The 12,361-nt window shown below is 66.4% G+C and carries 12 protein-coding genes; 5 read left to right on the top strand and 7 right to left on the bottom strand.

The features are described 5' to 3' along the window. Positions 1–9: 9 nt before the first annotated feature. Both tatA and RA164_RS01880 read right to left on the bottom strand, forming a co-directional pair. The gene (gene tatA, locus RA164_RS01885) at positions 10–258 is read right to left on the bottom strand and encodes a Sec-independent protein translocase subunit TatA (protein WP_329742291.1); all 249 of its coding nucleotides are present in this window, start codon (positions 256–258) and stop codon (positions 10–12) included. A 68-nt stretch (positions 259–326) separates the two neighbouring features. After that, positions 327–1,016, bottom strand: coding sequence for a lipid-binding SYLF domain-containing protein (locus tag RA164_RS01880; RefSeq protein ID WP_329742290.1), 690 nt, complete (start codon positions 1,014–1,016; stop codon positions 327–329). A gap of 112 nt (positions 1,017–1,128) precedes the next feature. Between RA164_RS01880 and hemH the strand changes: the two genes are divergently transcribed. Together hemH and RA164_RS01870 are read left to right on the top strand one after the other, a co-directional pair. Beyond that, the gene (gene hemH, locus RA164_RS01875) at positions 1,129–2,184 is read left to right on the top strand and encodes a ferrochelatase (protein WP_329742289.1); all 1,056 of its coding nucleotides are present in this window, start codon (positions 1,129–1,131) and stop codon (positions 2,182–2,184) included. After that, positions 2,181–3,029: an alpha/beta fold hydrolase gene (locus tag RA164_RS01870; protein ID WP_329742288.1), complete on the top strand. Its 849-nt coding sequence runs from the start codon at positions 2,181–2,183 to the stop codon at positions 3,027–3,029. Before hemH ends, RA164_RS01870 begins: the two co-directional genes overlap by 4 nt. Before the next feature lie 32 nt (positions 3,030–3,061). Here the strand turns inward: RA164_RS01870 and RA164_RS01865 are convergent, their stop codons facing one another. The 5 genes from RA164_RS01865 to RA164_RS01845 form a co-directional block, all read right to left on the bottom strand. After that, positions 3,062–4,234, bottom strand: coding sequence for an ABC transporter permease (locus tag RA164_RS01865; RefSeq protein ID WP_329742287.1), 1,173 nt, complete (start codon positions 4,232–4,234; stop codon positions 3,062–3,064). Next, positions 4,231–4,965, bottom strand: coding sequence for an ABC transporter ATP-binding protein (locus tag RA164_RS01860; protein ID WP_329742286.1), 735 nt, complete (start codon positions 4,963–4,965; stop codon positions 4,231–4,233). The genes RA164_RS01865 and RA164_RS01860 overlap by 4 nt, the downstream gene beginning before the upstream one ends. Beyond that, on the bottom strand, positions 4,962–6,557 hold the full coding sequence (locus RA164_RS01855) for an alpha/beta fold hydrolase (protein WP_329742285.1): 1,596 nt from the start codon (positions 6,555–6,557) through the stop codon (positions 4,962–4,964). Before RA164_RS01855 ends, RA164_RS01860 begins: the two co-directional genes overlap by 4 nt. Positions 6,558–6,606: 49 nt before the next feature. Next, entirely contained in the window at positions 6,607–6,801 is a 195-nt protein-coding gene (locus RA164_RS01850; RefSeq protein WP_329742284.1) for a helix-turn-helix transcriptional regulator, read from the bottom strand. 73 nt (positions 6,802–6,874) lie between these two features. Further along, the gene (locus RA164_RS01845) at positions 6,875–7,480 is read right to left on the bottom strand and encodes a hypothetical protein (RefSeq protein ID WP_329742283.1); all 606 of its coding nucleotides are present in this window, start codon (positions 7,478–7,480) and stop codon (positions 6,875–6,877) included. A gap of 684 nt (positions 7,481–8,164) precedes the next feature. Between RA164_RS01845 and RA164_RS01840 the strand changes: the two genes are divergently transcribed. From RA164_RS01840 to RA164_RS01830, 3 genes are all read left to right on the top strand, one after another. Beyond that, the gene (locus RA164_RS01840) at positions 8,165–8,737 is read left to right on the top strand and encodes a fimbrial protein (RefSeq protein ID WP_329742282.1); all 573 of its coding nucleotides are present in this window, start codon (positions 8,165–8,167) and stop codon (positions 8,735–8,737) included. An 88-nt stretch (positions 8,738–8,825) separates the two neighbouring features. After that, positions 8,826–9,572 carry a fimbrial biogenesis chaperone gene (locus RA164_RS01835; RefSeq protein WP_329742281.1) on the top strand — a complete coding sequence of 249 codons (747 nt, stop codon included), beginning with the start codon at positions 8,826–8,828 and terminating at the stop codon, positions 9,570–9,572. Beyond that, positions 9,569–12,331 carry a fimbria/pilus outer membrane usher protein gene (locus RA164_RS01830; RefSeq protein ID WP_329742280.1) on the top strand — a complete coding sequence of 921 codons (2,763 nt, stop codon included), beginning with the start codon at positions 9,569–9,571 and terminating at the stop codon, positions 12,329–12,331. Before RA164_RS01835 ends, RA164_RS01830 begins: the two co-directional genes overlap by 4 nt. Positions 12,332–12,361: the final 30 nt, after the last annotated feature.

Raw genomic sequence — 12,361 nt, 5'->3', positions numbered from 1 at the left:
GCCGCAGCCTTACTTCGACTCGGTGGAGTCGTGCTGCTCCTGCGTGGCGGACTGCGCCGCGGCCGGCGGATCGGCCTTCAGCTTCTCGGCCGACTCCTTCGACTTGCCGTCGGCTTCGTCGTCGCCATTCATGGCCTTCTTGAAGCCACGGACGGCGTTGCCGAGGTCCGGCCCGATGTTGCGCAGTTTCTTCGTGCCGAAAAGCAGCAGCACGATCAACAACAGGAAAAGCCAATGCCAGATGCTGTCAAAACCCATGATGATCCTCGAGGCGATCCGAGGTGGAAACGACTCCATCCCGGAAATGCCGATAGTCGCACATGCGCTTACTTGGAAGTGTACTCCTCAAGCGTATCGCGAAAGCTGACGACCGGGGCAGGCACGTTGGTCACGCCGCCTTCGAAGATGCGCCGCGGGGTGATGCCGGCGCCGTAGACCTGTGCGTTGGCGTCGTAATCGATGCGCATCACGCCGCCATCCAGCGCCACACCGGCGAACAGGCCGCGCGAGCGCGAGTAGGAATAGATCTCCGCATGCATGTGGCCATCGGTGGACGCACTGGCGTTGCGCCCGACCGGCCCGGCCGCTGCCGCCGCATCCGCGCCGAGGGTGAATTTGCCGTTGACGATGGAGTCCACCCCGCGCTGGGTACGGAAGACCAGGACCACGTCGGTGGACGACACGCCGATCTGGAAGCCCACGCTGGCGCCGGTCATGGTGATGAAGCTGGGATCAGACCAGCTGCCGTCCGGCCGCTTCACCGAAATGAGACCCTCGCCGCGACGACCGCCGAAGATGAAACCAGCCTTGACCAGGTCCGGGATCACCGCGATCGCATGCGCATTCTTCAGCAGGTCGGTGGGAATGGCCTTGTCCGGTGCCTGCTCGATCTCGCTGAGCACACGCACCGCGTTCTGCGCACGGACCAGCGGCGGATCTTCGGCGTGGGCGGCCATCGCAGGCAACAGCAGAACCAGGGCGACAGGCAGCAGACGACGCAGCGTGAGCTTGAACATGGAAAAACTCCTGACGATGCGGGGAAAACCGGGGATGCGGCGGCAGGCGCCGCATGGCGGGGATGAACCAGTGTGGCAGACTGGACCGGCTACCCACGCCGACGCCGCCACGATGCCACGTCCCCGCACCGATATCGACCCCGACCAGACCACCGATGGGCACCCCGTTCAGACTGGTGTGCTGCTGGTGAACCTGGGCACCCCGGACGCGCCCACCGCCAGCGCGGTGCGTCCCTACCTGGCCGAATTCCTCGGCGATGCCCGCGTCATCGACTACCCGCGCTGGCTTTGGTGGCTGATCCTGCACGGCGTGATCCTGCGCGTGCGTCCGCGTCGCTCCGCGCACGCCTACGCGCGCATCTGGACCGACCAGGGGTCGCCGTTGCGCGTCTACAGCCAGGCGCTGACCCATGCCCTGCAGGTCGAACTGGACCGGCGAGAACCGGGCACATTCCGGCTGGCACTGGCCATGCGCTACGGCCAGCCCTCGGTGCGGCAGCAGGTCGAGCAGTTGCAGCGCGCCGGTGTGCGCCGGCTGCTGGTGCTGCCGCTGTACCCGCAGTATTCGGCCACTTCCACCGGTTCGGTGATCGACGCCGTGGCCGACACGCTCAAGTCGCTGCGCTGGCCGCCCGAGCTGCGGGTGATCAACGACTACCACGACGATCCCGGTCACATCGACGCACTGGCCTCGGGCATCGAACACTGGTGGGCCGAACACGGCCGTGGCGATCGCTTGCTGCTGTCCTTCCACGGCATCCCCGAACGCTATGTCCGCGAGGGTGACCCGTATGCCGCGCAATGCCATGCCACCGCCGCCGCACTGCGCCACAGGCTTGGCCTGGACGAGACGCAGATGCTGGTCAGCTTCCAGTCGCGGGTGGGGCGCGAAGCATGGCTGCAGCCATATACCGACGCCACCGTGCGCCAGCTCGCCACGCAGGGCGTGAAACGGCTCGACGTGGCCTGCCCCGGTTTCGCGGCGGACTGCCTGGAGACGCTGGAGGAAATCGCCATGCAGAACCGCGACTTCTTCGTCGAAGCCGGCGGCGAAGCACTGCGCTACATCCCCGCGCTCAACGACAGTACCGGCCAGGTGCGCAGCCTGGCGACGCTGTTGCTGCGCCACGCGCAGGGCTGGCCGACCGCGCACGAGCGCGGCGGATGAGCCTGCCCAGCGAACGACGCATCGCGCTGCCGCATCTGCAACTGGCGGCCCTGACCTGGGGCGAAGCGCAGCGACCGCCGCTGCTCGCCCTGCACGGCTGGCTGGACAATGCCGCCAGCTTCGCGCGGCTGGCGCCCTTGCTGGCGATGGATCGCCAGGTGATCGCGCTCGACCTGCCCGGCCATGGCCACAGCGACCACCTGCCACCCGGCCTCGGCTATGGCATGCCCGACTATGTCCGCTGCGTGCTGGACGCCGCCGATGCACTGGCCTTGTCGCGCTTCGAACTGCTCGGCCATTCGCTGGGCGCCGGCATCGCGTCCCTGGTCGCCGCGGCCGCACCGTCGCGGGTGCAGCGGCTGTGGCTGATCGAGGGACTGGGTCCACTTGCCGACGACGGCCGGCAGACTCTCGATCGCTTCCGCAAGGCCTTCGCCGCAGCGCCGGCCAGTGGCAAGTCGCTGCGCCGTTTCCGCGACATCGACCAGGCCGCCAGCGCCCGCGCCATCGCCAGCGGGCTGCCTGCCGGGCTGGCCCGCCCGATCATCGAACGCGGCCTGCGCGCGACCCCGGAAGGCTGGCACTGGCGCAGCGATCCGCGGCTGGTCCGGCCCACGCCCATACGCCTCGCCGAAACGCAGATCCGCGCCCTGCTCGCCGGTATCGAGGCGCCGACCTCGCTGCTGCTGTCCCGCCCGACCACGCCCTACCTTCCCGCCACGCAGATGCGCGAACGGGCAAGCTGCGTGCCGCAGATCGCCCTTGCCCATATGGATGGCGGCCACCACCTGCATCTGGAACATCCGCAGGCGGTGGCGCAGTGGATGTCAGCCACCGCGCCCTGAGCCGCTTCCGCAGCGGGAAGCGGCTCGCCCGCTCAGGCCGAGATCGCCAGCCGCTCGGACCGGTACACCCACGCCGTGGCGAACAGCGCCACTAGTGCCGCGGCAAAACCACATGCCAGGCACAGACCGATCTGCGACGCGCCAACCGTGCTGCCGCGCAGCAGTTGGGTGATGCCCACCTGCTGCGCCAGCAACGGCACCGCATACATCCAGCCGGCCACTTTCACCGGGGTGAACGTGAGCAGGATCGACGGCAGGATCGGGATGATCATCAGGATCTGCAGGTAGGTCTGTGCCTCGCGGTAGCTCTTGGCGAATGCCGCCACCAGCGTCTGCAGCGCCGCCAGCAGCACCACCAGCGGCAGCATCAGCAGCAGCACGCGGGCGCCGAAGGCGAAGCCGAGATCCAGCGACATGCCCAGCTTGTCGGTCGGCAGGAAGCGGCCGGACACACCGAACGCCACCACGCTGATCAACAGGCTGGCCAGCGAGAACGCGCAGATCGCCCCCAGTTTGCCCAGCAGGATCTGCCAGCGAGGCACCGGGTTGGCGAACAGCGGTTCCAGCGACTGACGTTCGCGCTCGCCCGCGTTGAGGTCGATCGCCAGGTACATGCCGCCCAGGAACACAGTGAGCACGAAGAAGTACGGCAGGATGCCGAACATCATGCCCGCCCGTGACTGGGGTGTGGACTGGTCGCGCACGTCGACATGGATCGGCGCCATCAGGTCCGGCGACAGGCCACGCGCCACCAACCGCATCGCCCCCTGGGTGGCGGCGTAGGCCTTGAGCATTTTCTCCAGCCGCTTTTCGGGTCCGTTGGTGTCCTGCCGAGAGGCGTCGTAGATCACTTCCACCTGGGCCGATTCGCCCTTCGACCATGCCTTGCCGAAATCGGCGGGGATGCGCAGCACCAGATCGGCGTCCTGCTGCCGTACCGCAAGCTCCGGGTTGGCGATCGGCGGCTCGGGCTGCAAGCCCTGCTGCTCCAGTGCGTGGATCAGGTTCGGCGCGTACTGGGCGCCGATCACCGGCAGCTTCAGCGGCTGGTCGGCCTTGTTGAGGTCGCGCGTCACCGAAGTGCTGAGGATCAGCACGAACATGATCGGGCCGATCAGCGGGCCGTACAGCAGCGCGCTCATCACGGTGCGCTTGTCGCGCAGGTTTTCCTTCACTTCCTTGAAGAAGACGGTCAGGGCGTTCATGCGAGCAGGCCCTCCCCGCTGCCGATGATCTTCACGAAGGCATCCTCCAGATTGGTCTCGCCGGTCTGCGCGCGCAGCGCGTCGGGCGTCTCGTCGGCCACCACGCGACCGTGCGCGATCACCACGATGCGATCACACAGTGCCGCCACCTCCTGCATGATGTGGCTGGAAAAAAGTACGCAACGCCCCTCGGCCTTCAGCGCTTGCATGAACTGGCGCAGGCCGCGCGTGGCCATCACGTCGAGGCCATTGGTCGGTTCGTCCAAAATCACGTTCCTGGGGTCGTGGATCAGCGCGCGGGCGATCGCGGTCTTGACCCGCTGGCCCTGCGAGAAGCCCTCGGCACGACGGTCGAGGATGTCGCGCATCTCAAGGGTGTCGACCAGGCCGTCCAGGCGGGACTGCAGCAGCGCCGTATCCATGCCATGTAGCCGTGCGAAATACGCGATGTTCTCGCGGGCGGTGAGGCGCTTGTACAGGCCTCGCGCGTCAGGCAGCACGCCCAGGCGGCGACGTACCTCCAGCGGATCGACCGCCGCATCGATACCGTCCACCCTGACCTGACCGCCATCCGGCTGCATCAGGGTGTAGAGCATGCGCAGCGTGGTCGTCTTGCCAGCGCCGTTGGGACCGAGCAGGCCGGTGATCTCGCCGTCGCGGGCCGTGAAGCTGACGTCGTCCACGGCCTTGACCGTGCCGAACGCCTTGCGCAGATGGGTCACCTCGATCATGGCGTGGCTCCATTGAAGTTGATGAAGGCCGGCGTAGGTCCAAGCCGGTCCAGACAATGCGCGTCCAGTTGTGCGGGGTCCGGCTTGTCGATGAAGCGGGTCAGCAGCCTGGGCATGCAGCCGCGCATCAGCTCACTGTGGCCCTGGCCCTTGAAGATCAGCTGCCGCGCGTCGCTTAGGCCGGCCAGGATGGTCTTGCCGTAGGACGGCGGCGTCACCGGGTCGAACTGGCCGGAGAGGATCAGAATCGGCTTGCTGCTCTTCAGCGGCGCATGGAAATCGGCCGGCCTGCTGCCGTGCGGCCAGACCGAGCACTCGGTCTGGATCGCATCGATCAGGTGATTGCCGAGGATGGTGTTGGCATCCTGCGGCCGCGGTTTGAGCAGGTCCGCGTCCTCGCTGCAGATCACGCTCATCGACATGCCGTTGTTCATGTCGCCGCTGAGATCGCCGTTCAACAGCCGGGCCTGGCCCAGCAGCGGACCCACGTCGCCGTGCGCGGCTGCGTCGATCGACAACGGCAGCAGCGCCGCTGTTTCCGAGGTATAGGCAAACATGCGTACCACGCTGGCCAGCGCGTACTGGTTCAGCGGCCGGGTCACCATGTCCCAGCTCAGCGGATCGCGGAAGGTCACCGTGTGCGGATTGGCGCGCAACGCGTCGCGAAGCTGGTAGAGCGTCTGCATCGGATCGCCGAAGCGCTTCTTGCAGGCCGGGGTGGCAGCGCACTGCGCGAAGTCCAGCTTCAGGGCACGGTTGAGGTTCTCGGCGAAATCCTCGCCCAGCACGACCTGGTTCGGCACCGGTGAGTCGAGCACCACGCTGCGCACCGCATCGGGATAGTGCATCAGGTATTGCTGCGCGACCCGCGTGCCGTAGGACACACCGACCAGGTCGAAGCTGGGCGAACCCAGTGCCTTGCGCACATCCTCCAGGTCCTGCACCGCGATGGTGGTGGTGTAGTAGCGCGGATCGGCGCGCTTGCTGACTTCGGCCAGGCAGGCCTGGGTCTGCGTGCGCAGCTGGTTGAGGTCGAGCCCGCCCACGCTGACGTTGTCATTGTTCTGTTCGGCCGCATCGCAGCTGAGCGGATGCGAGCCGCCGGTGCCGCGCTGGTCCAGCAACAGCACGTCGTGATGCTTCAGCACGCCCTGGAATGCGGGCGCCACCATCGACCACGATGCGGTCGCCGCCTCGCCGGGACCGCCGGCCAGCAGCACGGCCATGTCCTTGTCGGGTTTGCTGGCCTCGCTGCGGATCAGTGCGAGCTTGAGGCCGATCTTGCGGCTGTGCGGGTCGGCGCGATTCTCCGGCACCACGAAGGTGGTGCACCATCCGGCGACCGTGGCCCCACTGCCCGGTCGCCCCAGCTCGCACGAATGCAGCGTCAGCGAGCCGACCTTCCAGCTGCGCGGCGTGTCCGGCGGCAAGGGCTTGGCCACAGCCACCGGCGTGGCGGCGGCCGGCGCCGATGCCGTTGTCGTATCCGCCGTAGCCGCGCGATGCCGCCCATGCCACCACGACCAGCCGAACCACCCGGCCGCCACGACCACGACCGCGATTCGCATCTTGTTGCGCGTCGACATGCTCATGTCCTGCGTCTCCACTTCCGGTTTTCCATGTGAGTTCTCCTGAACGAGCTCATTCCGACGGCTCGAAGATGAATTCGATCGCCAGCCCGAACAGCCGGGCGATCTTGAAGGCCAGCGGCAGGCTGGGGTCGTACTTGCCTGTCTCGATGGCATTGACGGTTTGCCGCGACACGTCCAGCCGTTCGGCCAGGTCGGCCTGCGACCAGTCCCGCTCCCCGCGCAGCGCACGCACACGGTTGTTCATGCGCCGCCCCCCTTCATGTTGCGCAGCCGCCTCCAGGCAGCCAGCAATATCTCGCCATGCGAACGACGCATGTTCATTCCTTGTCCGTGCGCCGCCGCGCACGCAGCTGTCGCCGCCATGCCCACGCGGCCATCAGGGCAAAGATGCCCGCGCCCCAAGCGTAGATATCCATCGCCCGCGATAACTGATGCCACCAGGCATGCAGCGCCAGCGCCGCCAGCAGCAGGCTGGTTCCCGCGAAATACAGCGGCATCCACACGCTGCCTTCTTCGTCGCATACGGCATCCGAACCATAGCGTCGCGCCACCCATTTGCGGGTCAGCGCATAGACCAGGGTCAGCGCCGGGAACACCAGCATCAGCACGGCACCGCCGACTCGCAGTACCCCCGCCGCCGCCAGGAACCCGCCCAGCAGACTGAGGCCCGACACGACCGCCGTGCTGACGCCAAGCGCAACGAGGTGGGTTCGCTGCTCCAGCTCGTCGCTGTCGCGGATCTTGCGCGCCACCAGCACGATCACATAGAGCATAGGCAGTACCGGGGCCACCGCCAGCAAGGCCTTCAACGGCAGACTGACCGTGGTTTTCAGCAGGGCACCGCCGCCCAGCAGGGCGATCATGTAGATCGCCATCGTCAGCGCCACCTGGCGCTGGTAGCGCTTGTTGTCAATCCGCGGCATAAGCTGCCCCTGTGAGCTGGGACGGGGCGCGATGCCGCCATCCTTCCTCGCCGTGGAGCTGAATGGGCATCTCGAAACGGTGCCAGGACACACCCGTTCTCGCACGGTGAGTGCCACCGCCAATACATGACCACGCTGAGCCGACCACACCCGCTGTGTGCTCCAAGCCATCCGATTGCGGCATGTTTCGCTCCCGTGCGCTCATGTCAAGCAAGCTTTACATATGCCAGCATGTAAAGCAAGCTTTACATTGCAAGTCTCCCACGGATCGTCGGCAGGGTCGAACCCTTCCGGATCAAGCCCTTAGCCACTTCTCCGCCGAAAGCCATAGGCGCAAGGATCGCATCACCTCGCGGGGTCTGGCGCCACATTCCAGCGTGCCCAAGCCGAGCGTCCGCACATTCTTGCGCCTGACGCAGAGCGTCCATCGCTGACGAAAACGCCACTGCAGCAACTCTGCGGCAAAACCGCGCCCCACCAACGATTCAATAGGCCTCGTCCGCATCGGAGCTTTCTTTAGCGGCCTTTATGTGACCTATCTCACACTTTGGCCCGATAGTTGCAGTACCCCGTCCGCCGGCACGGCATCCAGCCCGCTGGGGAGCGGAGCCAGGGAGACCCGCTGACTACTCACTTTCGAGACCGCTGCATTTTCTCTGCCATAACCTGAAACCTAGGAACACTATGAACAAGACACTGCTTTCCACCACGCTTGCCGCTTTCGCCATCGCCAGCGGCATGCTGGCTTATTCACCGATGGCGCGTGCCGTCCAGAACTCATCGCCGGACGGCACCATTACCTTCAACGGCCTGGTGGTTGCCAATACCTGCACGGTCAATGCCAACGGCAGCGGCAGCACTGGCGGCACCGTGACCCTGCCGACCGTCTACACCAGCAGCCTGGCCGCCGCCGGCGCGACCGCTGGTGACACGGCATTCAATATCTCCGTTTCGGGCTGCGACAAGAATCTGTCGAATGTGACCACCTACTGGAGCGGTACCAACGTCAACACCAACGGCCGCCTGACCAACTTGGCCTCGAGCAACAATGTCGACGTGCAGCTGCTGAACAGCGGCGATACCAGCTCCGACGTCATCAATCTGAATGGTGCGCAGGGCTCGCAGAATTCGAAAACGGTGAATCTCGATAGCACCGGCGCCGCCACCTTGAACTACTACGCGCGTTACTACGCCACCGCTGCCGCGACCTCCGGCAAGGTGAACACCAGCGTCAGCTTCACGATGGTCTATCAGTAATCACTGGCCACATGCCGCGGCAGGCACACCCTGCCGCGACATGGCTCTCCGACCTGCCGCAACCTTCCATCCAGTTACCGGATCCGTGATGAAAAACCTCCTTCTCGCCCTGGGCGCAGGCCTGCTTGCCTTCTGCCTGTTCGCTGCCGGCGCCCGTGCATCGGTCGTCATCGGCGGAACCCGGGTGGTGTTTCCGGCCCAGCAGGGCGAGGTCACCGTGCGCCTGACCAACGAGGGCGACAAGCCGTCCCTGGTCGAGGCCTGGATCGATACCGGCAACATGAATTCGACACCGAACAGCGTCAGCACCCCGTTCCTGATCACGCCGCCGCTGTTCCGCATGGATGCGCACAAGGACCAGAGCCTGCGCATCCTCTACACCCAGAGCGCCAAGCCGCTGCCGACCGATCGCGAGTCGCTGTTCTGGCTGAACGTGCTGGAGATTCCACCGAAACCCAGTGGCCAGCAGTACGCCGGCCGCAACACGCTGCAGTTTGCGGTACGTTCGCGGCTGAAGCTGTTCTATCGCCCGGCCAACCTGCCCGGCGACGCGATGAAGGCTCCGGACAAGCTCGGCTTCAAGCCCGCCCCTGGCCCTGGTGCCGCGCTGGACGTGCACAACCCCACGCCGTACTACATCACCATCAGCAGGCTCTCGCTCGGCACGAACGCAAAACCCGTCCCGGGTGCCAGCGGCATGGTCGCCCCCTTCGGCGACCTGCGCCTGCCGCTGAAGGACTTGGACCATGCGCTGGCCAGTGGTACAGCGGTGACCTTCACCACCATTGACGACTACGGCGCGGGCGACGTCCACAAGGCCATCGTCACGCAATGAAAGCCCGTTCCGCCACCTGCCGCGACGCACGCATGCGCCGCGCCGCGCTTGCGGCTGCGTGCGGCATCGCGCTGGCCGTGACATGCGGCTGGCCGCATGCGGCGTGGGCGGCGGCAGCGGGCGCGTCGGCAGGCGCGGACGCGAGCGGCGCTTTCGCCGATTTCGACCGCAGCATGCTGGCCGGTGGCGGACAGGATACGGCCGACATCAGCCGTTTCGAACACGGCAACCCGGTACTGCCAGGCATCTACAACCTGGACGTGTACCTGAACCGTGCCTGGGTCGGCCGGCTGGACGTGCGCTTCGCCGCACCTTCCGCCAATGCCAGCGCCGTTCCCTGCATCAGCACCGACCTGCTCGGTCGCATGGGCCTGTCCCCCGCTGCGTCCGCAACGGCAGCAGCCGCGGCCGCGAGACTGCAATCCGCGGATGCCTGCGTGACCCTGGGTGAGCTGATCCCCGGCGCCAAGGCCACGTTCGACATGCCATCCCTGCGCCTGGACGCAACGGTGCCGCAGGCCTACATGAACCAGAAACCGCGCGGATGGGTCAGCCCGTCGTCGTGGGACGCCGGCATTCCGGCCTTCCTGCTCAACTACAACTTCAACAGCTACCACACCAGCAGCGGCGGTCTGAGCCAGACCAGCACCTATCTCGGCCTGCGCTCCGGCCTGAACATCGGCCTGTGGCAGTTCCGCCAGAACAGCACCGTCACCTGGCAGTCGGCCAGCGGCAGCCGGGCCAGCCAGCGTCACTGGCAGAACATCGACACCTACGTGCAGCGTGCGCTGCCGGCGTGGCGCTCCGTGCTGACCGTGGGCGACAGCCATACCGATGGCTCGGTGTTCGACAGCTACGGCCTGCGCGGCGTGCAGCTGGGCACCGACGACCGCATGCTGCCGCAGTCGATGCGCGGCTACGCACCGGTGGTGCGGGGCATCGCCTATACCAACGCCAAGGTCACGGTGACCCAGAACGGGGTGCAGATCTACCAGACCACCGTCGCCCCCGGCCCGTTCGTCATCAACGACCTGTACCCCACCGGTTACGGCGGCGACCTGGTGGTGACCGTGACCGAAGCCAACGGGCGCCAGCACAGCTTCACCATCCCGTATGCCTCGGTCGCGCAGCTCATGCGCGCCGGCATCACCCGCTTCGACATCGCCGCAGGCCAGCTGCGCGATACCACGCTGCAGAGCAAGCCCGGCGTGATCCAGGCGGCGGTGCAGCACGGCTTCAGCAACCGCTTCACCGGCTATGCCGGCGTGCAGGGGGCTTCGGGCTATGCGGCAGCCCTTGTCGGCGGCGCCGTCAACACGCGCTACGGCGCGCTGGCCCTGGACCTGACCCAGGCGCACACCAGCATCCCGGGCGAGGGTTCGCACAACGGCCAGAGCGTCCGTATCACCTACAGCAAGATCATTCCGGAAACCCGCACCTCGCTGAGCGTGGCCGCCGACCGTTATTCCACCAGCGGCTTCCTCAGCCTGACCGACGCGATGGCTGCACGCGATTACGCGCGCCGCGGCCTCAATGCGCTGCAGTACCTGCCGTCCAACGTGCAGACGATCGACGGCGTGCCGGTGCAGAGCCTGCTCACCCAGGCACAGCTCGCGGCCTTGAATGGCACCACCTACAGCAATAACAACCTGTACACGGCCCAGGGTCTGCTGCAGCAGCGCAACCGCTTCAGCCTCACCCTGAGCCAGCAGATTGGCCAGGACGGGGGCTCGCTGTACGCCAACGCCTCGATCAATGACTACTGGAACAGCAACGGGCGCGATACCCAGTTCCAGGTCGGCTACAACAACCACTTCCACCGCCTGTCCTGGGGCGTGTCGATCAGCCGCGGGCGCACGCAGTCCGGCGGCTACGACAACCAGGTCTTCTTCAATGCGAGCCTGCCGCTGGGCAGCTCGACCCACGCGCCGAGCATCTCGTTCAACGTCAATCACGACGACAACACCGGCTCGCAGCAGCAGGCCACGCTGAATGGCACGCTGGGCCAGTGGAACCAGTACACCTACGGCGCAACCGCCTCGCACAGCCAGGGCGGCAACAATGCCTACAGCGTGAATGCGGGCTACAACGGTCCGTATGCCACGCTCAATGCCAGCCTGGGCCACGGCAGCGGCTACTCGCAGGCATCGTTCAATGCCAGCGGCGCCGTACTCGCGCATGCCGGCGGCATCACCTTCGGCCAACCGACCGGGGATACCGTGGCGCTGGTGCACGTGCCCGGCGCAGCCGGTGCGCACATCACCAATGCGACTGGCCTCAAGATCGATCACGCCGGCTATGCGCTGGTGCCGTACCTCACGCCCTACGAACTCGACACCATCCGGATCGATCCGCAGGGCATGCCGCTGGGTGTGCAGCTGGACTCCACCAGCGCCAGCGTCGCGCCCTACGCCGGCGCCGTGGTGCTGGTCGACTTCAAGAGCCATTACGGCCGCGCCCTGATTGCCCGCATCCATGCCAAAGACGGTAAGGCTCTGCCCTTCGGAACCCGGGTACAGAATGCGAAAGGCCAGACCATCGGCACCGTGGGCCAGGGCGGCCTGACCCTGCTGCGGGTTGCGCAGCAGGCCGGCGAGCTGCATGCGATATGGCAGAATCCGCAAGGCGCCGCACAGACCTGCAGCTTCAGCTACACCATTCCTGCGCAGGGTCGCGGCGCACAGGCGCACCCGGTCATCGACGCCGCCTGTTCCGCGGCAGGTGGCGCGTCGACACCACATGGCATCAACGCGCCATGACAGCGACCGTGACTTCGATGCGCGCACGAC

It is taken from the genome of Dyella sp. A6 (assembly GCF_036320485.1).
In the GTDB taxonomy this organism is placed as follows: domain Bacteria; phylum Pseudomonadota; class Gammaproteobacteria; order Xanthomonadales; family Rhodanobacteraceae; genus Rhodanobacter_A; species Rhodanobacter_A aluminiiresistens.
This window is presented reverse-complemented; position numbering and strand designations above follow the sequence as displayed.

Excerpts from the sequence above, each read along its gene's own strand:
- tatA (WP_329742291.1), bottom strand. The coding sequence starts at position 258 with ATGGGTTTTGACAGCATCTGGCATTGGCTTTTCCTGTTGTTGATCGTG.
- RA164_RS01880 (WP_329742290.1), bottom strand. The coding sequence starts at position 1,016 with ATGTTCAAGCTCACGCTGCGTCGTCTGCTGCCTGTCGCCCTGGTTCTG.
- hemH (WP_329742289.1), top strand. The coding sequence starts at position 1,129 with ATGCCACGTCCCCGCACCGATATCGACCCCGACCAGACCACCGATGGG.
- RA164_RS01870 (WP_329742288.1), top strand. The coding sequence starts at position 2,181 with ATGAGCCTGCCCAGCGAACGACGCATCGCGCTGCCGCATCTGCAACTG.
- RA164_RS01865 (WP_329742287.1), bottom strand. The coding sequence starts at position 4,234 with ATGAACGCCCTGACCGTCTTCTTCAAGGAAGTGAAGGAAAACCTGCGC.
- RA164_RS01860 (WP_329742286.1), bottom strand. The coding sequence starts at position 4,965 with ATGATCGAGGTGACCCATCTGCGCAAGGCGTTCGGCACGGTCAAGGCC.
- RA164_RS01855 (WP_329742285.1), bottom strand. The coding sequence starts at position 6,557 with ATGAGCATGTCGACGCGCAACAAGATGCGAATCGCGGTCGTGGTCGTG.
- RA164_RS01850 (WP_329742284.1), bottom strand. The coding sequence starts at position 6,801 with ATGAACAACCGTGTGCGTGCGCTGCGCGGGGAGCGGGACTGGTCGCAG.
- RA164_RS01845 (WP_329742283.1), bottom strand. The coding sequence starts at position 7,480 with ATGCCGCGGATTGACAACAAGCGCTACCAGCGCCAGGTGGCGCTGACG.
- RA164_RS01840 (WP_329742282.1), top strand. The coding sequence starts at position 8,165 with ATGAACAAGACACTGCTTTCCACCACGCTTGCCGCTTTCGCCATCGCC.
- RA164_RS01835 (WP_329742281.1), top strand. The coding sequence starts at position 8,826 with ATGAAAAACCTCCTTCTCGCCCTGGGCGCAGGCCTGCTTGCCTTCTGC.
- RA164_RS01830 (WP_329742280.1), top strand. The coding sequence starts at position 9,569 with ATGAAAGCCCGTTCCGCCACCTGCCGCGACGCACGCATGCGCCGCGCC.